Below are 22,451 nucleotides of genomic sequence, written 5' to 3'. Positions count from 1 at the left end.
TTTAAAAAAGCATGATACGCAACTATTTCAAAATCGCATTAAGGAACCTGCTGAAAAGCAAGGGGTATTCCGCTATTAACATTGGCGGGCTTTCGGTAGGCATGGCGGTGGCGGTGCTGATAGGGCTCTGGATCTATGACGAGCTGTCGTTCGACCATTACCACCGGAATCACGGACGCATCGGACAGGTGTGGCAGTTTGTACAGTTCGGGCCTGAAAAATCGGCGTATAACGTAGTGCCGCTACCACTGGCCGCAGATATGAAAGAGAAATATGCCGATTTTGAAGCGATCAGCAAATCGGCATACCGGGACATTATTATTTCCAACGGCGACAAAATGTTCTCCAAGCCGGGGCAGTACGTGCAGCCGTCGTTCACGAAAATGATGTCTGTCCGCATTGTTGCCGGAAGCGATAATTTAAACGATGTGAATTCGGTCCTGCTTTCCGAATCGTTTGCCCGATCGCTTTTCGGGAATGCAGACCCGGTCGACAAAGTCGTGAAGCTCAACAGCAACCGTGATGTGAAGGTTATGGGCGTGTTTGAAGATATACCCAATAACAGCACATTTAAAGACACACAAGTGCTTGCGCCCTGGGATCTTTTTGTTGCGACCAACCCGTCGGTACAGGGGGCGGAGAAAACCTGGGACGAGAATTCTTACCAGGTATTTGTGCAGCTGCGTGAAGGCGCCGATTTTGCGGCGGCATCGGCGAAAATAAGGGATTCGCGCATGAAAAGAGAGAACCCGCCGGGCTACAAACCGGAGTTTTTCCTTCATCCGATGGACCGCTGGCACCTGTATTCCGATTTCGAAAACGGTGTCAATACCGGCGGGCTGATCTCGTTCGTATGGCTTTTCGGGACTATTGGCGTCTTCGTGCTCCTTCTCGCCTGTATCAATTTCATGAACCTGAGCACCGCACGGTCCGAGAAGCGGGCCAAGGAAGTGGGTATCCGGAAAGCAATCGGATCGGTGCGGGTACAGCTGGTGAGCCAGTTTTTCAGCGAATCGGCGCTGGTCGTGATGGTCGCGTTTGCGCTGTCGTTGCTGCTGGCCGGACTTTCGTTGCCGGCTTTTAACGAATTGGCCGAAAAGAAGATCACCCTGCCGCTAACCAGCCCGTTATTCTGGCTCTCGGGGATCGCATTCAGTCTGCTCACGGCCATGATCGCCGGTAGCTATCCCGCGCTTTACCTTTCTTCTTTTCAACCACTCAAAGTGCTGAAAGGAACGTTCAAGGCGGGCAGGTTCGCCGCATTGCCTCGAAAAGTGCTCGTGGTTATGCAATTTACAGTTTCGGTAACGCTGGTCATAGGTACCGTTGTTGTTTTCAGGCAAATACAGCATGCCAAAAACCGCCCGGTGGGGTACGACAGGCAGGGGCTGATTGAAGTGGATATGACCACACGGGCGCTTTACGGGCATTATAATGCATTGAAAAACGACCTGATGAATACCGGGGCGGTGAGTGGTTACTCGCAGTCGTCGGGCTCGATGACGGTGCAATCCGGCGGGGTAACCAATCTTTCGTGGCCGGGCAAGGCCCCCGACGCGGTACCGCTGCTGATGTCCAACCATATTTCGCATGATTATGGGGAAACGGCAGGCTGGCAAGTAATCCAGGGCCGGGATTTCTCACGCGCCTATCCGACGGATTCGACGGCCATGATTATCAACGAATCGGCATTGAAGCTGATGGGGCTGAAAAAGCCGCTGGAATCGGTATTGAATTGGGGCGGAAAGGAATACAGGGTGATCGGTGTGGTGAGGGACATGGTCCGGGAGTCGCCGTTCAACCAGAACAGCCCGTCGTTCTTTGTGATCAATTACCGCAATACGAATGTGATCAATATCAGGCTGTCGCCCACGGTCGGGGTGGGCGACGCACTGGAAAAAGTAGCGGCGGTTTTCCGCAAATATGATCCGGGCAGTCCGTTTACCTATCAGTTTGTTGACGAGCGGTTTGCGGAGAAGTTTGCCGACGAAGAGCGGATCGGGAAACTGGCTTTTTTCTTCACGGTCCTGGCGATATTCATTTCTTGTCTGGGCTTGTTCGGCCTTGCATCCTTCGTCGCCGAACAACGTACGAAGGAGATTGGGATCAGAAAAGTGCTCGGCGCATCCATTGCCAATCTCTGGCAGCTGCTTTCCACCGATTTTATCGCGCTGGTAATGCTCGCATGTGTCATTTCGGGGCCCATTGCCTGGTATTTTATGAGCGGCTGGCTGCAAAATTACTATTATCGCACCGAGCTATCCTGGTGGATTTTCGCCGGTACGGGTCTGGGCGCCCTTGCGATTACCTTGTTGACGGTCAGTTTCCAGGCGATCCGCGCCGCGCTTATTAACCCTGTGAGAAGTTTGAGGGCGGAGTAACAAAATTCCCCCGCTCGTTTTTATCTTGCGGGGGAAATCTTGACCGAGCCGAATCACTTGTGTAGAACCTTTACTTTCAGTGTTATCGCGATTTTTGCAATCCTGTCCGGGCCACTTTTTGCCCAGAAAAGCAAGGGCGTGTCCAACCTGGAAGCGAGTGCCGGGGCGGGGGCCTATTTATCGTCAAACAGCGAAACGCCGTTCTGGCTCAGTACTAATCAGTTCGGCGCTGTGCCCGACCGTTCCACTGCCGGTGTAGTGCAGGCAACCGTACGGAGGAACTATGTTTTCTACGACAGCCTCGCCGGCCAACCGCGGAAGTTTGACTGGCGTGCGGGGATAAACCCCATAGCCATGTACAATAAGGATAACCGGTTCAAATTTGTGTTGCCGGAAGCGCATGTGAACGTGCGGTATAAGCGCGTGGAGCTGTGGGTTGGGCGAAGGAGGGAAGTAATGGGGCTGGGGGATACTACGCTGTCTTCGGGCTTTTATGCGGTGTCGGGCAACTCGCTGCCAATCCCGAAATTGCAGATCGGTACGGTTGGCTTTACGCCTTTAAAGTTCACCGGGGACTTTGTGGCGGTGCATGCGGGGTTTGCGCACGGATGGTTTAATACGGATTATATCCAGGGTGTGAGGCTGCATCAGAAATTTCTCTATCTGAGATTTGGGAAAAATAAAAGCAAAATCTACGCCGGGCTGAACCACAATGTAATGTGGGCAGGGCATTCCGATTACCTGAAAGAACACCCCGAACTGGCCGTGAATGGCGAACTTCCATCGTCGTGGTCCATTTATCCGAACGTCGTTTTCGCGTTCACTTCCAAAAACTGGTTTGAAAAGAACGGATACGGTGCGTTTGATAGCTATCGGGTCGGTAACCACCTGGGGAGCTACGACGTTGCCTTTGAAACGCAATTCCGGCATTACCGGTTGTTTGTTTATCATCAGCATCCTTTCGAGGACGTATCCAGCATGCTCTTTAAGAACATTCCCGACGGGCTGTACGGGGTAAACCTCAAAATGTTATCCTCAAATGCCGGAAATGGCTTTTCGCTTACGCATCTGACCGTGGAATTCCTTTCTACCAAAGACCAGTCGGGTTCGGAGTTCTACATTCCCGGAAGCAAGTACCAGGGCGCGGACAACTATTTCAATCACACGCAGTATTCGGAAGGATGGTCGTATCAGGGCCGGACGGTGGGGACGCCGCTGATCATTCCGGGCAAAGATATGGACCAGTCGCAGCTGGTGAACCACCGGTATTTTCCCAACAACCGTGTGAATATGTGGTACCTGGGTGCCCAGGGAGCGATGGGACGGTCGCTGACGCTTACACTGAGGCTTTCATACAGCCGGAATTTCGGTACCCCCGGAGCGGATTTCGACCCCCCCGAAAGGACAGTTTTCATCGGCGCTCGGAGCAGAATATATGCTGCGCCGTTTGAAAAATACAAGCATGATCGTGCGCGTAGCTACCGATCGGGGCGATATTTTCCTGCGGAGAACGGGTGGATATCTTGGCCTGCGAAAGAGCTGGTAAAAAACGGCGGGGCGAGGTATTTTCCAGATTGTCCAACGATGGACAAGGTTGTTCGGAATCGGACAGCTTGGAGGACTTTTTCTTCAATAAAGCACTGAGTATTAAACCGTTGTTTGGCTGGCACAAAATTGTTGCCGGTTAGCAGATACAGTCATTGTCAGGGAATTATGTTTTCTGGCAATTATTGTTTCTAACCCTTTCTGAACGACGGAATGCTCAAAAACTATCTCAAAATCGCCCAACGGAACCTGCTTCGGCATAAGGGCTTTTCGTTTATCAACATTTTCGGTCTGACGGTCGGTCTGACGTGCTGTTTCCTGATCATGGTCTTTGTGCGCCACGAGCTGAGCTACGATACGTTTCATAAGAAGTACGACCGCATTTACAGGCTGAACTATATGCCGAAATTCGCCGGATACTCGGCTTACATCGGGCTTACGCCAGCCGTCGCTTCACCGCTCCTGCCCGATTATTTCTCCGAAATCGAGAAAACGGCGCGGGTATACCGCAGCAATGCGACCATCGAGGTGAAAAGTGCGCAGAACGCGCGTCCGATGAAATTCGACGAGGACCATTTCTTTTTCGCCGACTCTTCATTGATCAATATTTTCACCTTCAATTTTGTCGAAGGCGATCCACGAACGGCACTGAAACAGGCTTATTCGCTGATTGTCACCGAGGAGGTTGCACGCAAATATTTCGGCAATGCCAAAGCACTGGGCAAAACGGTTACCTATGAAGGCAAACATCCGTTGACCATTACCGGGGTAGTAAAGTCGTTCCCCGATAATTCGCATATCCGTATCGACCTGCTATCCGACTACCAGACCATGTTCGCCATTGAAAGCGAACTGGTTCGGACCAACCTCCCCCAAAACTGGGTGATTACGCATTCGGCGACCTATGTTTTACTGAGGCCTGGAAAAACAGCCGGGGCCGTCAATGCACGTTTACCAAAGTTCCTCGCAACGCATGCCGATCCGCAGATTGCGAAGGATATCGAGTACCGGTTGCAACCATTGGACGATATTCACCTGAATTCCGAAGTGGAAGGCAACCCCGAGCCTACCGGCAGCATAACCTATGTGTATGTATTCCTGGGCATCGGCATAATGACCCTGCTGATCGCCTGCATTAATTTTATCAACCTTTCCACCGCGCGCTCGCTGCAACGCGCACGCGAGGTGGGCATCCGTAAAACCCTGGGAAGCGAAAAGGGCCAGATCGTGGTCCAGTTTATGGGAGAATCGTTGCTCTTGAGCGGGGTCGCGCTCGTTTTCGCGGTGATCCTGATCACATTGCTTTTCCCGGTGCTGAATGCGCTGACAAACAAAAACCTGACCTGGGAATATTTGCTGGCCCATCCCGGTTTGCTGGCGGTGTTCGTAGCGGTCGCCGTCGTCGCCGGATTGATCTCCGGTAGTTACCCGGCATTCTTCGTGTCCCGCTTTCAGCCGATTGCAACATTGAAAGGCAGTTTTATCAGTGGCAAAGCGAAAGGCGGGGCGGTAAGGCAGGTTTTGCTGGGCTTCCAGTTCATCGCTTCCATTATGCTGATCATCGGGGCAATGGTCGCTTTCCGGCAACTCCGGTATCTGATGGATCAGCCGATGGGTTTCAATAAGGACTACATTGTAACGGCCGACATCCGGAACGAAAAGATTACGAACGTATTCGCAACACGGAACGACAGCGCATACCTGCGCCTGAAAACGTTCCGGGAGGCGCTGATGCACTATCCCGGCGTGGAGGACGTCACGTTTGCGACGCAACGGATGGGAACGGGAGCGGTGCGCCGGAATGTGGTCCCCGAAGGCAAAACGCCGGATGCGAACCTCTTTATAGGCACCATAGGCATCGATTTTAATTTTACGGAGACTTACGGATTGAAACTCGCTGCGGGCAGGGATTTGTCGGAGCGGTATTCGACCGACAAATCGGCAGGTTTCCTGATTAATGAAACGGGTGTGAAGATGCTCGGCTGGAAATCGAACCAGGACGCATTGAACAAAACGATCAACCTGGAAGGAAAGCATGGGCGGATCGTAGGCGTTTTAAAGGATTTTCATGGCCAATCGCTGCAAAATCCGATAGAAGGGATGGTGTTTCATATCGAGCAGCCGCTTTTTACCCAGGTTTCGGTTAAACTCTTTCCCGCCGGAATGGATAAGACGCTGGCGTTTATCGGGCGGGAGTGGGACAAATATTTTCCTGAAAAAGGGTTCGACTACCAGTTCCTCGATCAAAGCATCGCGGACGCTTACGCGGGTGAGCAGCGTCTCAGCAAACTAATTACCTATTTTGCCGGTCTGGCGGTGCTGATTTCCTGCCTCGGTTTGTACGGCCTCGTCTCGATTGTGACGCAGCAACGTACCAAGGAAATCGGTATCCGGAAAGTTTTGGGCGCATCGGTGAGGAGCATTGTGCAATTGTTGTCGAGGGATTTTGTGGTGCTCGTCGGCATTTCCCTCGCCATAGCCAGTCCGCTGGCCTGGTACGCGATGGACAAATGGCTGGAAAACTTCGCCTTCAAAACCAGTATAGCCTGGTGGATCTTCGGCCTGGCGGGCGTTATGACCATCGCCGTCACTTTACTGACGGTCAGTTTTCAAAGCATCAAAGCCGCGCTCACGAACCCTGTGAAGTCCCTTAAAACAGACTAACCGTTTTATCTTCCTATGCATTAAATTTTAACCAGATAATCCCCATGAGCCACATTGCCATTCCCATCCCGCCGCTTCAAGGTAAGCAGGAGATCAAAGTTGAGGTAACGATCAACGGAATCAAGCAGAACCTGTTCTATCGGGTCGAGCTATTCTACTGGGAAGATTGTGCCAATCCGGTTGCGCACCGCGCCGATTGTATCAGCGAAATGCTGGCGCACCACGATCCGGAATGGACGGTCTATTACATCGGCGCACCGAACGACGAGTTTGTGCCTATCACGTTTGTCAAGAAAGAAAGCAGGAACTTGCTACGCGAGGCAATGGCCTGACCAAACGGTATTTTAACGCTTTTTTAATCTTTATATGCAACGCTGTTGCATTTGTGGTTCTTCTGAAACTACATTTGCATCATTGTTGCATTTAAAGATTTTTTTATGAAAAAGCATTTATTCAAAGTACTGTTTTGGGCAGCGGCAGGCGTTTCGCTCGTGGCTTGCGATGACGACAAGGAGAAGGACGGCGTAACGCCGGTAGAGGAAACCGAATACAAATTCGTTCGTGTGCTCGTAAACGACGAAACCTCGAAAGAACTTTCCCTGGTGGACCCCGTGAAACTTTCGGTAGAGAAGTTTGAAGCACAGTTTGCGAAATCGGCGCTGTACGGTACGCAAGGCGGGCGCTTCGGCGCAATCGTGAACGGCGCCAACAATTTTGTGCAGCTGTTCGATACCGGATTCGAAGGGCATGGCGATCACGTGGACGTGAAAGGTACCCCTAAATTCGCGGCCCTGACGGGCGATGGGAACAAGCCGACACATTTCAAAAGCAAGGGCGACGAGATCATTACTTTTAACGATGGCGACGGTACGCTAAGCATTGCCCGGGAAGCTGACTTTCACACCGCAGGTAAGAAAATGACGCATATCCATGCAGGCAACGTAGCGCATCACGGCGCTATGACGAAGTTCGACAATGGTACTTATGCGATTACCGAAAAAGACGGCTCAGTAGCCGGAACGCTGCCGGAACGCGTAAAAATCATCGACGGAACCGGTAAAACGCTTTTCGCTTCGACCATCCGGACAAAGGGCATTCATGGCAATGCGACCAACGGAAGCATTTCACTCTTCGGTTCGTCGAGCGGCATTCTGGCCGTGGAGCCGACGGGGAACCAGCAATTGATTCCGCATCCGGCCGATTTCGGCGATGCCTGGTTTGGCACCATTCTCGAAGCAAAAGGGGCAGGTAAATTTCTTGGTTACACGGCTTCGAAAGGCGTTTATACCATCGATGTGGCTTCGAAGGCGGTTACGCCGGTTCTGGCAAGTGCCGATATCATGCAGGCGAAAGTCGATTACGCGGGCAATAACCTGGTGGTACTGCTGCACAGCGGAGAGGTCCGTATCTACGATTTGAAAACCAATTCCCTCAAAATAAGCGGCCCGGTGCTGGGCGCTACGGCCAAAGACGAAACGCAGAAGCCGCAGCTGGAAGCTACCGCAAGATATATTTACATTACCCAGCCGAAAAGCGGCGAGTTGCTGGTTGTCAATACCAATAATTTGTCGAAAAAGAACGCGGTGAAAGTTTCGGCGACGCCTTACCGGCTGGCTATTCTCGGATTTGAGTCCAGTGAAGGGCATTAGCAACAAAAATCCGGCAGGCTCTCGCACCTGCCGGATTTTTCAGAACCAGAATCGTCCCGAGTCGTCAACCGGCTTCCATTTGCTTTTGGGTTCGAAATGGTCCCAGATGACGGCCGAGACCTTTCGGATGAGCGTATAACCTTCGTTGTCACGCTGCCACCGCTGGTCCTGCTGATTTTTGGTGGCAATGCAGAACACATAGTCTCCATGCGGCGCGTGCACGAGAAGCACTTCCGACTTTGCCCGGTCCACTGCCCCGCTTTTGGCCGCCACTTTTACGTCGGAGGGCAGCTGCGAGATTGCCTCACCATCCCAGAATTGCATTCCCAGGTACCGGTACATCCGGTCGCTTGCAGCCCGACCGACCGCCTTTCCGTTTCTGATCATAGCCACCAGCTCCGCCATTTCGCGGGGTGTAGTGACGCCCCAGCCGTAACGTGCCTGGAAATCCCTGCGCCCTGGCGTACGTGAATTGACGCGCGTATTGGTAAACCCGTTCTTTTCCAGCCATTGATTGATAGCGCTTCCTCCTCCCGCCATGGCCTGCAACCACAGGCTGCCGGTGTTGTCGCTTTGAGAGATCATCAGATGGATCACCTTGGGCAGCGCGATCCTCGTGCTGTCGCGAAACGAGCCGACGACGCCATTGTCGTATTTCAGCGAATCCCGGTAAATGAGTTCCTGATCGAACCGGATTTCACCTTTTTCGATCTTGTCGAAAATCCCGCACATAATCGGTACCTTAATCATGCTGGCGGTAGGGTACAGGGAGTCGGCATTTACGGCGGCAATGCGGTTGGTTTTGAGGTTACGCACGTATACGCCGGCCTGCCCGTGGAAGCCTGCAAGTACGCTTTCGAGTTTCGCAGCCAGTTTCTTGTCGATGGCAGCGTGACTGATCGTATCGGGTTGCGCACCTGCTGAGCTGGTAAGGAGTGTCAGGAGAAAGAGTGTGAAGGTTCTGGTCATACGGCGCATCATTTTTGTGCGATTCCTTTTGCTTTTCCGACTTTTTCCGCGCTGAAAAGCAGTTTTCCCCAGTATTCGGGGTAATGCATGTTGATAATGCCCTGTGGCGACCATACCCAGTTGTATTCAGGAATGATCTTGCCGGTTTCCGCATTCCGCTTCCGGTTGTAACGGCCGTCTTCGCCGATTTCATGCTGCCAGTTGACGCGGGAGAAGTTGATCCGCCATTCGGCGCCGTCGGCGGGGATCAGCGGTTTCACGTTTTCGATGGACAGGGATTCGAACGGAATGGCGATTTCCACGACCCAGCGCTTGTCTTTGTCTCGGGCATTGTTGACGGTACCGTCGACGGTCACTGCCGATTTCAGACCTTTAATATCCCAGTCGATCTGTGCCCGGCCGCCTTTTCGGTAGGGCTTGGGCAGAAAAAGGTCGAATATGTTGTTGATGGCGTTAATTTCGAGCTCATAGTAATTGTCGGTATCGCCGTCGGGATCGATAAATACTTCAAAATCATTTTCGAGGTACACAATCTGATCCTTTTTGTTCTGATACGCCCAGATATGTTCTTCCTCCATCTGGGCGGCGATATACAGGTACCGGTCGTCCCAAAGCATTTTTACACGCGTATCCTGCCGGGGTAGGGGCTTTTTATCCCCTTCTATATCCACAAACGACGAAGTCCATGCGGCTTTTTTCCATGAACGCTCGCTCAGGCGGCCATCCACGCTAATTCCTTTTTCCGCACGGTAGCAGGTATAATGTCTGGGCAACAACGGTGCCTGAGCCGATGCACCGGAAATGATCGCAACGGCGACCGCCAATGCGCAAACAATGCGAAAGAAGTAAAGCCTTTTCTTTCTAATAGGTAAACCGGCTTTTTTCAAGGTAGTCAAAGGAGTAGCGGAAAATGTTCAATATACGGCATTCTGCCGAAATGTGGGGTAAAACGACCGGTTCGGGACATTTTAGCATTGCCCCGTCTTTTCAGGGTTTCAGCAGATCTCCTGCTTTGTTTTCTGTGCTGAGTAATGTCTCGAAAAGTTTCCATCGCCTGCCGGGATCAGCGGCGGTACCGCCCTGCGACTCGATATACTTCCTCACGATATCCTGGCCATAATTGTAATTGATTACATAGCTCCGGTATTTGCGGATAAACCGTAGGTAGTCGGAGGCTCCTTTTTCGGGCAGCAGGCAATAGTCGGTGAGCCATCGCTTAGCTTCCTGTTCGCTCATGCCGCCGTCGAGCAGGCCCCGGGCCACTTCGTTGCGTGCGTAATTCAGAGCGGAACGCACGGCCAGCGCTTCGAAATAAATATCGCTCATTGCCGTGTCAAGGCCGGCCAGCGGGATCAGGACATTCTTGCAGAATTCTTTTTGCCCGTCGCCGGGGAATGCGATCGAAATGCCGTAATTGGCACTCCCTTCGGCAATCAGGGATTGGGGACTGAACAACGGGTAAAGCGAAATTTCGGTCCAGCCTTTATCGCGGAAAAGGTTCTTTTCCAGTAGCGTATTATAAACATGGTGGCCCGGGTACCCCTCGTGGCATGCGAGATCGATCGCCCTTTCTATGTAAATAGGCTGGCTCACATTGATCTGGATTACGCTTTTGTAGTTGCCTTTGTACCAGTTATAGCCCGACCACGGCTTATCGCGCACATATTCGAGTTTGAAATCTTCGCCCGCAGGCAGCGGGTAATGCGCGCGAGTACGTTTGCGGGCCTCGGTAATGGCGGTGCGGAACACAGTATCGATCTTGCTTTCGGGAATGAGAAAGCGGCTGGCCAATTTCTGGTAACGTTCCGGGATGGAGCCTTCGCCGGGCAAAAGCCGGTCGAGCCGGGCTATGAGGACACGGAAATGCTTTTCGTCGTACAGGGGTGCCACTGCATCGAAAAGTTCCTTCGACTCCGAATCGAACGGCACAAAAGAGCCTGAATAGACGTGGATCCGCCTTTCGAATGCCGTGAGCTGGGCTGTCAGCCATTCGGCACGCCGTGTGAGGGTGTCGTTGCCGGCGTTGGCCGAAATCGCAGCCAATGATTGCTTCAAACGGGTGATCTGTCGGAGGAACTGTCCTTTCGGGAATTGCGAAGTGTCTCTCCCCGAAGGTCGCAGGGAGTCCGGGCCGTAATAAGCATCCACAAAATCGCCGTCGAACTGGCCTATCGAAAGGCCGAGTTTGACATATTCTCTGGCAACGCTGTCGAGCGGATTGGTGGTCGTCGGCTTATCACGGGAGCCACAGGAAAATGCAAATGCCGCCATGGCAGCGGCAGCCAGATACTTTTTTAACATAGGCACAGTTGGTCGGGTCGTAAACAGGCTGGCGGGTCGCATCGCTGGAGGCGCGGACATCCGCTCACCGCCTGGTAATCGGAACATAAAATAAGCAGGTTATCCTGAAACGCGCACCGGAACGGAAAAATATAAAATAGGGTCGCCCCGATTAATGAAAGCTGTTATGCGAAGCCGGAATGAAAGAACAGGATTACCGTGGCGGCTTCCACTCAAAGAATCACCAAAACGGCCAAGATGTATAAAGTGTAATGTATTGACTGTCTGTTAGATATATTTTACTGTGCCTGCTTTGTTGCCCGTTCGGCAAAGCGCCGGAGGTGGAGACTCTTGGGTAGGCGAAAAACCTCGCTCACGAATTGCCCGTTTTGTAAAAATAACTCGAGAGGTATTTTGTCGACTGCGTGTTTCGGCCGCTAAAATTCTGCCGGGCCCGGATGCTCCGGTATTTTCTACCGCTGTTCTGCCGCGTGCTCGTAATATGTTTGGCGGCAAGCGCTTGTAATACGAATAGTATGTAGTTAAAATGCTGTAATACAGTAATAAAACAACTGCATTTTGTTCGCATTCGATATAAATCTTGTAGAAGCCCGGGTTTTCTCAAAAAAAAATTTTGTCGAAATTCTTCAGTGAAAACTCATCGTTATCCACAGAATCCCCCGGCGTCGATCAGAACCGTTCGTTTCCTGAATATGGCATTTTATTGCGAAAAATGCGCCTTTCGATCTTTTTTGATGTAGAAGTTTTACTTGCCGCCGCGTCATTATCGCGACTAAACGATGATTTTGAGCCGAACAGCGATAAGTACGGGCAGGTGCCCATGAACGTCTGAAAGACACGGGCTTTAACCAAATAAAATTCTGTTTTTATGTAACCGCTATCGTCGCCGGGCTCACCTGGCGGCACGGGATTATATTGGAAAAGTTATATTATTAATTTGGCGTTGTGTATAATCACTTTGAGTGAATTTAAAGAAGTAATTTATGCTAAAAAGGTCGATTGTGAAAAATAATTGGCGATTTTATTATAGAAGTAATTTGAAAAGACTTTTTAGAAATAATTAAAATTTTTATATAAACATAATTATTACGGACTTGTCATATAAAAAAAGTGCTATTTTTCGATTGTCTGGCTAGTTACCTTTGTAGCGTACATTTTGTAGGAAAGCGCAACAGCTAATCAATTACAAATCAAATACGTTATGAAAAATTTTACGTTTCTCTTTACCCTATTACTTTTCGGCCTGGGCTTCGCCTTCCAGGCCAATGCGACCAACGACTGTGGTTGCGACGACAACAAGTTGAAAAATGCCAGCTTCGAGAACGGGACAGGCGACTGGACAAAAGGCACCTATAATACGAGCCTGAGTACCAGCACAGGTTACAATATGTGCGGTACCTACAACGGCGTGATCAACGGTTCGGGTTACATCTATCAGGACGTGGCCATTACCGGCGGAAGCGCTTATTATATGAAGGTTTACGGAGGTACGCATGAAAATAATTACGATCACAAGTTCAAGCTGATTTTCTACCGGTCGAATGGCTCCGTTATATCAGAAGCGGTGAAAGACGTCAACTATGAGGTAGGGAGCGGAAGCACCCTGGCCAAATACACGCTGACAGGAACTGCACCTTCCGATGCCGTGAAAGTGCGCTTCCAGGCGTCTTCGAGCGGAAATTATCTCAAGATCGACGGAGCTTGCCTGACGATAACGCCGCCAGCCACGCCGGTCGACTGCGATTGCGTCGCGTCCAATCAATATATTAAAAATGCAAGTTTCGAGAACGGAACGAACGACTGGTCGAAATCCGGCTCGTTCGGGGTGGACGATGCCTACGAAATGTGCGGCAGCAAAAATGGTCTGATCACGGGTACCGGCTCGATATGGCAGGATATCAATGTGGTTGCGGGTGCGAAAGTGGATGTGACTGCTTATGGCGGTACCCATAATACAGGTGTGTCGCACACATTCAAGCTGACTTTCTACGACGGCGCCGGTAACAAAATCAACGCCAACGAAGCGGTTGTAGACATGAATTACAAAGTGGTCGACAGCAAACTGAAACAATTCTCGATTTCGGCGACCGCGCCGGCCGGAGCTGTGAAAGTCCGCTTCTCGGTGAATTCGTCGGGTGACTATTTCAAGGTAGACGCGATCTGCACGACGATCACACAGCCGGTTACTTGTACGGAATGTAACGGCAATACCCTTCAGAACCCGAGCTTCGAAAATGGTACCGCTAACTGGGATGTCACTGGTACTTTGACGGTCGAACCTACTTATGCGGTTTGCGGAACCAACGGCGCGAAACTGACCGCCGCAGGCAAGTTCTGGCAGGATGTGGAAGTACAGACGACCACCGGAAAGCTGGTTACGCTGAATATCTATGCGGCATTCAGCACTTCTTCCCCCAACAGTCAGAAAATTCAATTGGTGTACCTGAACGAGGTGAAAGAAGAACTTGGGCAGACTTCGCAGGATGTAACAAAATCGCTCACGGAAGGTACCTGGGGCCTCACGAAATATACGTTGAACGGTACGCTTCCGGCCGGGACCAAATATGTACGTGTGCTGCTCTCCTCAAACGGAAACGACTTCCTGGTTGACAATGCCTGCCTTACCTTCTCCGGTCCCCCGATGCCTGTAACGCTTTCGGTATTCTCCGCGAAAAAAGAAGGAGCAACGGCACAACTCACCTGGGCCACCACTTCCGAAAGCAACTCGGCCTACTTCGAGGTTCAGCACAGCCAGGATGGCAAAAACTGGACGGCGCTGGCACAGGTGGCGGCAAAAGGCGAAAGCAGAAGCCTGGAAACATATAGCTATACGCACACCAACCCACTTGCCGCGAACCTGTATCGCCTCAAAATGGTGGACCTGGACGAAACGTTCGCTTACAGCTCGATCAGGAACCTGAACTTCGACGGCCAGGAGCAGTTGAGTGTGTATCCAAACCCGACCGTGGACCGTATCAAGGTGAGCAGCAACCAGCCGGTTACGAATGTGAAGGTGTACAATCAGACTGGTGCGTTGGTTCTGAACGCAGTGCCGGATTCGTCAAGCGAGGTCGATCTTACCAGACTGTCGCAGGGAACGTATTATGTGAAAATCAACAACGGCCCGTCGATGCGCAAGATACTGATCGTCCGGTAATCGCGTAAAGAAGCCCCCGGCTTACGACAAGCCCTCCGTCCACAGTTTCGGGACGGAGGGTTTTTTGTTTTGAGATTAGTTTTAACTTTCGCAAATAATGGGTTAACCGGTAAAGGTTTGGCAACGACTATCGACTATCACAAGAGGAATTCTGAAAACAAACTGGATTATAATGTGCCATTGACGCGTGAGGCGTTCGGGCACGATTTCAAATGGGGCGTCGCCACGGCAGCTTACCAGATCGAGGGGGCCGTGAACGAGGATGGCAGAAGCGATTGTGTCTGGGATGTTTTTGCGAGAAAAAAGGGCAAAATCCGCAACGGAGACCACGCGCGGCAGGCCTGCGATTTTTATCACCGGTACGAGCAGGACCTGGAACTGGTGAAAGAGCTTGGATTCGGGCATTTTCGGTTCTCGCTTTCCTGGTCGCGGATATTGCCCGATGGCCACGGGCGCGTGAACCAGCCGGGTATCGATTTCTATAACAAGCTGATCGACAAATGCATTTCCCTTCGTATAGAGCCCTGGATCACCTTGTACCACTGGGATTTGCCACAGGCGCTGGAAAAATCGGGCGGCTGGAAAAACCGGCGCATCGTCGAATGGTTTGCGGAGTACGCATCTGTGTGTGCGCTTGCATTTGGCGATCGCGTGCATAACTGGATCGTACTGAACGAACCGATGGCGGTGGCCGGACTGGGCTATACCACCGGTGAGCATGCGCCGGGCAACAAGGGGATCCATAATTTCCTCCCCGTGGTGCACCACCTGGCACTGAGCCAGGCGGAGGGCGGGCGGGTATTGAGGCAAATACTGCCGGATGCACGGATTGGTAACGCGATTTCCTGCTCATATGTTTACCCCAACAGCCGGAGCGCAGCCGACGTCCGGGCCGCCCGGCGGGCCGATGCGTTGATGAACCGCCTTTTCATCGAGCCCGCACTCGGGCTAGGTTACCCGAAGGACGCATTCCCGTTTTTATCCAATATCAAAAGATTCATGCGTGAAGGCGATCGCGAGCGGCTGAAATTCGATTTCGACTTTTGGGGCCTGCAAAACTATTTCAGTGTAGTGGTGCAGCATTCGTACCTGGCGCCGGTAACGTGGCTGAAAGAAGTCCCGGCTACCCTGAGAAACGTACCGACGACCGCGCTGGGTTGGGAAATCAGTCCTGCCGGAATGTATGAGATATTGAAGCAGTTTGGCCGCTACAAGGGTGTGCGCGAGCTGATGATTTCCGAGAACGGCGCCGCATTCAAGGACAAGCTGAAAGAAGGGAAAGTGGAGGATTCCGGAAGGCGGGCTTATTATCAGGAATATTTATCGGCTGTTCTGAAGGCTAAAAATGAGGGATTGAATATAACCGGTTATTTCGCGTGGACATTACTGGATAATTTTGAATGGGCGCATGGATACTCGGCCCGCTTTGGCCTGGTATTTGTTGACTTCAAAACGCAGGAACGTACGGTAAAAGATTCTGGCAGATGGTTTGCCCGGTTCCTGAAAAAAGTGGAAATATGAGCCGGAGGGTTCCAACTATTTCGAACGAGGCCGTGTCTAACCGACAATCAAAATCCCTGTAACCATGAAAGTTCTGATCGTTTTGTTCGGTTTACTGGCCTGGATAAGCTGCCATGATGAAAGTGACGACATCAATCAGCAGATTTACGAGGTAGACGCCACATGGACCAACATGCTCGCCGCCGACGGGTGTTCGTGGCATTTCTCCGTAACCACCGCCGACAGCACGTATTCATTACTCCCCAACGAAGCTTCCCTTTCAAAAATAGAGAAAGCGCTTGGCAAAAGCGACGATTATTACAGCTTTACCAAAGTACGCCTCAAATATAGCCTCACCGGGGGGAAAGGCGCGGTGCAGTGCGGCTGGGGGGCAACGAATACCTTTGACGAGATCAAGGTTATCGATATTAAGAAACAATAATTCCTACAAATGAAGGATTTTTTTCGCCTCTTTCTCAGAATAATAAGGACCTAATTCCGCTTCATCGATAATCTCCTGCACCTGCTCCTCCGTGGCAGGTGCGGCTTCTTTAGCGCGGTTTTGAAATTGCTCTTCTTCAAATACGATCGTCCCTTGCCGTTGCAGGTTTTGCAGGATGTCCAATACCACGTTTTCGTCGGATTCCCGGACGGCTTTTACTCGGTATGTTTTCATGATGTGTTGCAGGTTTTGAAAATAAATATTGCAAAAAGTATACCGACCGGCCCGCTACCTGGATTTTAAATTCCCGCCGTGCAACTTCGACATCCGGTTTTACATCATTGATTAAACTAATCGACAGATTCCATGAAAATTAAACAACTACTTGGTTTCGCGTTGGCGGCAATGTCTTTCATGACTGCGTTCGCGCAAAGCGACGATGACAAACCTTACGTCACTAAAAACTTCAACGGCTCATCCCTGAAAGAATTACAAGTCGAGACGTCCGGAGGCTCCATTGCTGTACAAGGCGGGCAGCCGAACGGCTTTAAAGTGGAAATGTATGTGCGTGGCAACGGGAATAAGGATCTGACGAAGGAGGAAATCGAAGACCGCCTGGAAGACTATGACATCCTGATCGGCACGGAAGGCAGCAAGGTGATTGCTACCGCGAAAAGAAAAAGTAACCTGCAATGGAACGACAAAAGAAGTATTTCCATCGCATTTAAGGTGACGGCCCCGCGGAATGTGGCTACCAACCTCAAAACCAGTGGTGGAAGTATCAAAATTGCATCGTTAAGCGGCAACCAGAACTTTTCGACCAGCGGAGGAAGCCTCAAGATCGACGACCTCGATGGCAAAATACAGGGCCACACTTCCGGCGGAAGCATCGATGTGGCGCATTGCAGCAATGATATCAACCTGCATACCAGCGGAGGCAGTATTAAAGCCAATGAGTTGAAAGGTAAAATCGAGCTCAAAACTTCCGGTGGCAGCATCGAACTGAATAAGCTCAACGGCGATATTTTAGCACATACCAGTGGCGGAAGTATTCGTGGCGATGGCGTAAACGGTTCGCTTGATGCCGGAACCTCCGGTGGCTCGGTGCACCTGGCCGATGTGTCGGGCAGCGTGCGCGCTAGCACCAGCGCGGGCAGTATCGAACTCGAATTGAAATCGCTGGGTAAATATGTAGACTTGTCGACCTCCGCTGGCAGTGTTCGTGTTACAATGCCGTTGGATAAAGGTGTAGACCTGAACCTAAGGGGAAACAGAGTGACGATCCCGCTTAAAAACTTTGACGGCTCGGCTGAAAAAGACCGCGTTCAAGGAAAAATGAACGGTGGAGGTATTCCGGTAACACTTTCGGCCAGCGCAGGCAGTGTTTATGTGAATCAATAAAGATCGCTTTTTGAATGCATGGATGAGCAGGCGGTTTACCGTCTGCTCATTTGTGTTCTAAAACCTGTTACCAAAACGCTGATGCAGCGTCAAAAGGGAAAACAAATCCCGATTTATGTATCAGAAAATTTTAAATGGCTTACAGGACTTTTTCGGCATTTCCCGAAAAGAAGCACGCGGCGCATTGATGATGATGGTATTCTGCGGAGTGGTTATTTGGACGCCTTTTTTATTCCGCCGATGGATTTTGCCCCACCTGACTGCCTCACCACCCGAGATGAAGGTGCTGGACAGCATTGCGGCACTGCTGGAAAAGCAGCAGTCGGCTAAGCCCGGCAGGTGGCAGGGCAGGCGGTCCGCGCCGGGCGACGAGGCGCCATCGCTAACGACGACGCAGATCAAACCCGTCGATTTTAATCCTAATTCCGCCTCGGAAAGCGAGCTCATGGGCGTCGGAATTCCCGCATTTATCGCCCGGCGAATCGTGAAATTCAGAAGCAGGGGAGGGCAATTTCGCAGGAAAGAGGATTTGCTGAAGATTTACGATTTCCCGCCCGGGCTTTATACGCATTTGGAAAAACATATTCAGATCCCGCGGGCCTCGCCTGATGCCGGGACTGCGGCAGTACCCAAATCGGGTGCACAGGTACCGGAAAGGCAAATTACACAGGATAGCAAACGCATATTCGACATCAATCAATGCGATACCACGACGCTTATTCGCCTGAAAGGAATCGGCAGCAAACTTGCACAGCGGATTCTGAAATTCCGGGACGCACTCGGTGGTTTCCATTCGAATGAACAGCTCGGCGAGGTCTATGGGCTCGATCCCGTCGCGTTATCGGAATTGAAACGGCACGCCAGCGTCATAACTCCTGTTAAAAAGATTCAAATCAACATCGCCACGATCGAAGAAATCAGCAGGCATCCCTATTTGAAGAACAGAAAGCAGGTGCAGATCCTGATCAACTACCGCCAGGAGCACGGGCCATTCGGATCGCTGGAAGATTTGCGGAATGCGAAAGCACTGGACGACGCGACATTACAAAAAGCAAAGCCATACCTGTCTTTCTGACGGCATGGCCTTGTTTTGAAAATGCTTTGCTAGAAGTTGGGTTTCAGCAGGTATTTCGAATAGAATGTGTCGATCACCTTCACCGCCTCGTCGGGCGTATCCACCAGACTGATCAGTTTGAGGTCTTCGGGGTTGATATTGCGCTCGTTAAGCATCGTGCCTTTGATCCAGTCGAGCAGCCCGGACCAATAAGCCGTGCCCACCAGTACGATCGGGAAGCGACCGATTTTTTTCGTTTGGATCAATGTCATCGCTTCGAAAAGTTCGTCGAGCGTACCGAAGCCGCCGGGCATGACGATGAACCCCTGCGAATATTTGACGAACATTACTTTTCGTACGAAGAAAAAGTCGAAGTTAATGCTCTTGTCGTGGTCGATATACAGGTTGCTGTGTTGCTCGAAGGGTAGCTTGATATTCAATCCGACCGACTTTCCGCCTTGCTCGAACGCGCCTTTGTTACCCGCTTCCATAATACCTGGCCCGCCGCCGGTAATCACGCCGTAGCCGTGGCGCACCAGTTTGGCGGCGATCTCTTCCGCCGTTTTATAATGGGGATTGTCGGGCAGCGTACGCGCGGAACCGAAAATCGAAACGCACGGCCCGATCTTGGCCAGCTTGTCAAATCCTTCCACGAATTCGGCCATTACCTTGAACACAACCCATGAATCGGCGCTCTTGATTTCGTTCCAGTTACGGTCTTCAAACGCCTCCTTGATCCTTTTCTCATCTTCGGGAACCGCCGGGTTGAGGAGGGAAACGTCGACTAGTTCGCCATTGGTAGGTTTTACTTCTTCACTCATATTTAGGATATCCATTGAGTTGTTGATAAGTATAATGGTAACTTTGTACCATTAACACCAATAATAAAAAACTTTTCACGATGTCCGCCTCCGTTACCGGGCGGCGGGCTGTAATTAACAAAAAAGTAATGAGAAAAATTGCTATCGGCTCCGATCACGCAGGTTTCCCCTACAAGCAACCGGTTATCGACTGGTTAACCACCAATGGTTTTGAAGTAAAGGATTTCGGGACATATAGCGCCGACTCGGCCGACTATGCGGATTTTGCGCATCCTGTGGCGAGCGGAGTGGAAAGCAAAGAGTTTGAAAAAGGGGTATTGCTTTGCGGGAGCGGGCAAGGCGTATGCATTACCGCGAACAAGCATCAGGGCGTGCGCGCCGCGCTCGTGTGGGATGTGCCGCTCGCACCATTGGCCCGCCAGCATAACGACGCGAACGTGATTTGCTTTCCGGTACGCTTTATCGAGCTGGAAACCGCATTGGCCAGCCTGGAAGCATTTCTGGGCACCGAATTCGAGGGGGGGCCGTCATCAGACGCGTGTCGACAAGATTTCCTGCTAATAAGCCCTTTGGTAAATACCTTTCCAGGGGCTCTCGATATATTGCCTTTTCAATGCCGGAACCCGGTTCAGGAGTTTCGGCATAATATTTACCTTGTCGATCACGTACTCGGGCGGGTCTTTCCGGAAGTTGTTGTAAACATGGATGACGCTGTCGAAATTGTCGAGATTGAGCACGTCGTAGCTGGCCAGTTCCCAGTTGAGGTATGGTGTTGCGGTGAAATTATTGATATACTCCCCTGAATTTTGGCCCAGGACCAGGATACGCTTGTTCCTGATCTGGTCAGGCAAATTGGCCGGTTTGGCACGCAGGTTTTCCAGTTTACCCATCGAAATCCCCGGCAGCACGCCTCTCAGTCCCTGATATTGGATCAGAACGATCATTGCGCCCATAAGGGTAAACTGCAACTCATCGGCCCAGCTGTTCTTTTTGAAACTCTGGAAATAATGCGTGGCGAAGAATGCCGCGGGCGGAATGAAGATCACAAATTGCATCGGTGCCAGAAATTGCATGAGCGGTATGGTGAACACGGCGGCGATGAACCACAACGCCATTACCTGCTGAATGCGGGTCTGGTAGTTCACAAAGCGGAGCGTTGTGAAAATCCGCATAAAACCCATAATCCCGAAGCTTAGCGGAAGCAAAAGCGACGCCAGCAGGGACGAAAAATCGTTGAGGTTGTATTGTTTTACCTGAAAGACGGAGGTCAAAAGGTTCCGGTTCAGGCTTTCGATGCCGTTGTTCAGATAAAAGAACAGCACGACCATCAGGAGCGGGAAAACAGAGCCGAACAGTCCGAGCAAATGGTGCCGGAAAGTAGAGCCGGTATAAAACAGCAACGCCAGAAATGCCCAGATCATGAATAGCGACGCAGGCAGGTAAAACAATGTGGCTATCCCGATATACAGCCCCAGTTCGAAAACCTGGGTGGTCACTTCTCTTCTTACCAGCATTTTAACGATCGAACCGAATGCGAACAGCAGGAAAGTGTTTGCGATCAGCATGGGCGATAATGTACCCATATCGAAGGAAATGTTCAGAAAGAGCGCGTACAGAGCCCCGGGCAAGTAAGTGCGCTCGGGGAAAACGTCGCGGGAGTGGATAACGTAATTGAAATACAATATCTGCACCAGCGAAACACCCATGGCGGCAAGCTGGTACACCCATTGCGCGCGGCCGAATAGGCTGTCGATTAGCCAATAGGTAAGCCCGGAGAAGGGGCTTACGTTGTCCCACACGTCGCGATAAAGCATAAACCCGCGGCCCATTTGCTCACCGACCAGCATCCAGCTCAGCTCGGGTATCAGCAATGGCGCGCCACCGAGGAAAAAGGGGAGGCGGAGCAGCAGGAAGAATACTACTAAACTGATGGTCTGGTACCGTGCATTTACGCGAAAAAAACTAAGCAAGCGGCAGGTGGATTAGGTCTTAGACGGGAAATAAGTTTCACGAAATTACAATGCCGGGTTCTACAAAAACAAAATAAGTACGGATATTTGTACTTATCGAAAGGAGAGAGGGAAACGAATTAGGAGACGTAAGTTTATATCATCCTAACTGGCGAACCAGGATGTGCGGTCAGGACCGGCAAAATCCCTCCGATTAATATGCATGATATGGAATCGAAAAGACAACAAAAAGTAGGCAGGCAGATACAGAAAGACCTGGGAGAAATTTTCCAGAAGGACGCGCAGCACCTTACCAGCGGTTCTTTCGTGACGATCACTGCCGTGCGGGTAACGCCCGACCTGAGCATTGCCAGGGCTTACCTGAGCTTTCTGCCCGATAAAAACAAGACAATGCTGCTGGAAACGATCCGGGAAAACACCCGTTTCATTCGCCAGAAGCTCGCCGAACGCGTCCGGCATCAGCTGAGGATCGTTCCGCACCTGCAATTTTATATCGACGACACTGCCGAATACGCAGCCAAAATGGATCAGTTGTTCGCGGATCTGGTGATCCCGCCTGCACAGCCCGACGAGGAGGAAGATACCTACTGATTTCAA

18 protein-coding genes and 1 pseudogene are annotated in these 22,451 nt (G+C 51.2%); 13 read left to right on the top strand and 6 right to left on the bottom strand.

The window, feature by feature from the left end; all coding sequences use genetic code 11:
* The first annotated feature begins 11 nt into the window (after positions 1–11).
* The 5 genes from ABV298_RS08020 (at position 12) to ABV298_RS08000 (ending at position 8,239) form a co-directional block, all read left to right on the top strand.
* Positions 12–2,381, top strand: coding sequence for an ABC transporter permease (locus tag ABV298_RS08020; RefSeq protein ID WP_353721632.1), 2,370 nt, complete (start codon positions 12–14; stop codon positions 2,379–2,381).
* 138 nt (positions 2,382–2,519) lie between these two features.
* The gene (locus ABV298_RS08015; RefSeq protein WP_353721631.1) at positions 2,520–4,025 is read left to right on the top strand and encodes a capsule assembly Wzi family protein; all 1,506 of its coding nucleotides are present in this window, start codon (positions 2,520–2,522) and stop codon (positions 4,023–4,025) included.
* Positions 4,026–4,139: 114 nt separating this feature from the next.
* Positions 4,140–6,590, top strand: a complete 2,451-nt coding sequence (locus ABV298_RS08010) for an ABC transporter permease (RefSeq protein WP_353721630.1) — start codon at positions 4,140–4,142, stop codon at positions 6,588–6,590.
* Between the two features lie 44 nt (positions 6,591–6,634).
* Positions 6,635–6,922: a hypothetical protein gene (locus ABV298_RS08005; RefSeq protein WP_353721629.1), complete on the top strand. Its 288-nt coding sequence runs from the start codon at positions 6,635–6,637 to the stop codon at positions 6,920–6,922.
* A 105-nt stretch (positions 6,923–7,027) separates the two neighbouring features.
* Positions 7,028–8,239 carry a hypothetical protein gene (locus ABV298_RS08000; protein WP_353721628.1) on the top strand — a complete coding sequence of 404 codons (1,212 nt, stop codon included), beginning with the start codon at positions 7,028–7,030 and terminating at the stop codon, positions 8,237–8,239.
* A 39-nt stretch (positions 8,240–8,278) separates the two neighbouring features.
* On the opposite strand, the gene ABV298_RS07995 is transcribed toward ABV298_RS08000, so the two are convergent.
* The 3 genes from ABV298_RS07995 to ABV298_RS07985 form a co-directional block, all read right to left on the bottom strand.
* Entirely contained in the window at positions 8,279–9,208 is a 930-nt protein-coding gene (locus tag ABV298_RS07995) for a serine hydrolase (protein WP_353721627.1), read from the bottom strand.
* Positions 9,209–9,216: 8 nt separating this feature from the next.
* Positions 9,217–10,095: a carbohydrate-binding family 9-like protein gene (locus ABV298_RS07990; protein WP_353721626.1), complete on the bottom strand. Its 879-nt coding sequence runs from the start codon at positions 10,093–10,095 to the stop codon at positions 9,217–9,219.
* A gap of 100 nt (positions 10,096–10,195) precedes the next feature.
* Entirely contained in the window at positions 10,196–11,509 is a 1,314-nt protein-coding gene (locus tag ABV298_RS07985) for a hypothetical protein (RefSeq protein ID WP_353721625.1), read from the bottom strand.
* 1,201 nt (positions 11,510–12,710) lie between these two features.
* Between ABV298_RS07985 and ABV298_RS07980 the strand changes: the two genes are divergently transcribed.
* The 3 genes from ABV298_RS07980 to ABV298_RS07970 all read left to right on the top strand — a co-directional run bounded on the left by ABV298_RS07980 (position 12,711) and on the right by ABV298_RS07970 (position 16,608).
* Positions 12,711–14,666: a T9SS type A sorting domain-containing protein gene (locus tag ABV298_RS07980; protein ID WP_353721624.1), complete on the top strand. Its 1,956-nt coding sequence runs from the start codon at positions 12,711–12,713 to the stop codon at positions 14,664–14,666.
* A gap of 117 nt (positions 14,667–14,783) precedes the next feature.
* Positions 14,784–16,187 (top strand): GH1 family beta-glucosidase, encoded by a 1,404-nt coding sequence (locus tag ABV298_RS07975; RefSeq protein ID WP_353721623.1) that lies wholly within the window; start codon positions 14,784–14,786, stop codon positions 16,185–16,187.
* A gap of 64 nt (positions 16,188–16,251) precedes the next feature.
* Positions 16,252–16,608: a hypothetical protein gene (locus ABV298_RS07970; RefSeq protein ID WP_353721622.1), complete on the top strand. Its 357-nt coding sequence runs from the start codon at positions 16,252–16,254 to the stop codon at positions 16,606–16,608.
* A 3-nt stretch (positions 16,609–16,611) separates the two neighbouring features.
* On the opposite strand, the gene ABV298_RS07965 is transcribed toward ABV298_RS07970, so the two are convergent.
* The gene (locus ABV298_RS07965; protein WP_353721621.1) at positions 16,612–16,842 is read right to left on the bottom strand and encodes a hypothetical protein; all 231 of its coding nucleotides are present in this window, start codon (positions 16,840–16,842) and stop codon (positions 16,612–16,614) included.
* A 132-nt stretch (positions 16,843–16,974) separates the two neighbouring features.
* Here ABV298_RS07965 and ABV298_RS07960 point away from each other — a divergent pair, with 132 nt between their 5' ends.
* From ABV298_RS07960 to ABV298_RS07950, 3 genes are read left to right on the top strand one after another with little or no spacing between them, the layout of a single operon-like run.
* Positions 16,975–18,009 carry a hypothetical protein gene (locus ABV298_RS07960; RefSeq protein WP_353721620.1) on the top strand — a complete coding sequence of 345 codons (1,035 nt, stop codon included), beginning with the start codon at positions 16,975–16,977 and terminating at the stop codon, positions 18,007–18,009.
* 18 nt (positions 18,010–18,027) lie between these two features.
* Positions 18,028–18,339, top strand: coding sequence for a hypothetical protein (locus ABV298_RS07955; RefSeq protein ID WP_353721619.1), 312 nt, complete (start codon positions 18,028–18,030; stop codon positions 18,337–18,339).
* On the top strand, positions 18,287–19,084 hold the full coding sequence (locus ABV298_RS07950; protein WP_353721618.1) for a helix-hairpin-helix domain-containing protein: 798 nt from the start codon (positions 18,287–18,289) through the stop codon (positions 19,082–19,084). The genes ABV298_RS07955 and ABV298_RS07950 overlap by 53 nt, the downstream gene beginning before the upstream one ends.
* A gap of 29 nt (positions 19,085–19,113) precedes the next feature.
* On the opposite strand, the gene ABV298_RS07945 is transcribed toward ABV298_RS07950, so the two are convergent.
* On the bottom strand, positions 19,114–19,899 hold the full coding sequence (locus ABV298_RS07945) for a TIGR00730 family Rossman fold protein (RefSeq protein ID WP_353721617.1): 786 nt from the start codon (positions 19,897–19,899) through the stop codon (positions 19,114–19,116).
* 113 nt (positions 19,900–20,012) lie between these two features.
* Here ABV298_RS07945 and rpiB point away from each other — a divergent pair.
* Positions 20,013–20,445 (top strand): annotated as a pseudogene (rpiB, locus tag ABV298_RS07940) (ribose 5-phosphate isomerase B).
* On the opposite strand, the gene ABV298_RS07935 reads toward rpiB, so the two are convergent.
* A complete protein-coding gene (locus tag ABV298_RS07935) occupies positions 20,442–21,854 on the bottom strand; it encodes a hypothetical protein (protein WP_353721616.1) in 1,413 nt (470 codons plus the stop codon). The pseudogene rpiB and the gene ABV298_RS07935 overlap by 4 nt on opposite strands.
* A 207-nt stretch (positions 21,855–22,061) precedes the next feature.
* Between ABV298_RS07935 and rbfA the strand changes: the two genes are divergently transcribed.
* Positions 22,062–22,445 carry a 30S ribosome-binding factor RbfA gene (rbfA, locus tag ABV298_RS07930; protein WP_353721615.1) on the top strand — a complete coding sequence of 128 codons (384 nt, stop codon included), beginning with the start codon at positions 22,062–22,064 and terminating at the stop codon, positions 22,443–22,445.
* Positions 22,446–22,451 lie beyond the last annotated feature (6 nt).

Origin of the sequence: Dyadobacter sp. 676 (assembly GCF_040448675.1) — a bacterium.
Taxonomy (GTDB): Bacteria; Bacteroidota; Bacteroidia; order Cytophagales; family Spirosomataceae; genus Dyadobacter.
Note: the sequence above shows the minus strand (reverse complement) of the source record. Positions and strands in the feature narration are given on the sequence as shown.

What these genes read in the sequence shown, in the direction of transcription:
- ABV298_RS07960 (WP_353721620.1), top strand. Translation starts at nt 16,975, where the DNA reads ATGAAAATTAAACAACTACTTGGTTTCGCGTTGGCGGCAATGTCTTTC.
- ABV298_RS08000 (WP_353721628.1), top strand. Translation starts at nt 7,028, where the DNA reads ATGAAAAAGCATTTATTCAAAGTACTGTTTTGGGCAGCGGCAGGCGTT.
- ABV298_RS07985 (WP_353721625.1), bottom strand. Translation starts at nt 11,509, where the DNA reads ATGTTAAAAAAGTATCTGGCTGCCGCTGCCATGGCGGCATTTGCATTT.
- ABV298_RS07955 (WP_353721619.1), top strand. Translation starts at nt 18,028, where the DNA reads ATGGATGAGCAGGCGGTTTACCGTCTGCTCATTTGTGTTCTAAAACCT.
- ABV298_RS07970 (WP_353721622.1), top strand. Translation starts at nt 16,252, where the DNA reads ATGAAAGTTCTGATCGTTTTGTTCGGTTTACTGGCCTGGATAAGCTGC.
- ABV298_RS07980 (WP_353721624.1), top strand. Translation starts at nt 12,711, where the DNA reads ATGAAAAATTTTACGTTTCTCTTTACCCTATTACTTTTCGGCCTGGGC.
- ABV298_RS07965 (WP_353721621.1), bottom strand. Translation starts at nt 16,842, where the DNA reads ATGAAAACATACCGAGTAAAAGCCGTCCGGGAATCCGACGAAAACGTG.
- rbfA (WP_353721615.1), top strand. Translation starts at nt 22,062, where the DNA reads ATGGAATCGAAAAGACAACAAAAAGTAGGCAGGCAGATACAGAAAGAC.
- ABV298_RS07950 (WP_353721618.1), top strand. Translation starts at nt 18,287, where the DNA reads ATGAAGGTGCTGGACAGCATTGCGGCACTGCTGGAAAAGCAGCAGTCG.
- ABV298_RS07945 (WP_353721617.1), bottom strand. Translation starts at nt 19,899, where the DNA reads ATGGATATCCTAAATATGAGTGAAGAAGTAAAACCTACCAATGGCGAA.
- ABV298_RS08020 (WP_353721632.1), top strand. Translation starts at nt 12, where the DNA reads ATGATACGCAACTATTTCAAAATCGCATTAAGGAACCTGCTGAAAAGC.
- ABV298_RS08010 (WP_353721630.1), top strand. Translation starts at nt 4,140, where the DNA reads ATGCTCAAAAACTATCTCAAAATCGCCCAACGGAACCTGCTTCGGCAT.
- ABV298_RS07995 (WP_353721627.1), bottom strand. Translation starts at nt 9,208, where the DNA reads ATGACCAGAACCTTCACACTCTTTCTCCTGACACTCCTTACCAGCTCA.
- ABV298_RS08005 (WP_353721629.1), top strand. Translation starts at nt 6,635, where the DNA reads ATGAGCCACATTGCCATTCCCATCCCGCCGCTTCAAGGTAAGCAGGAG.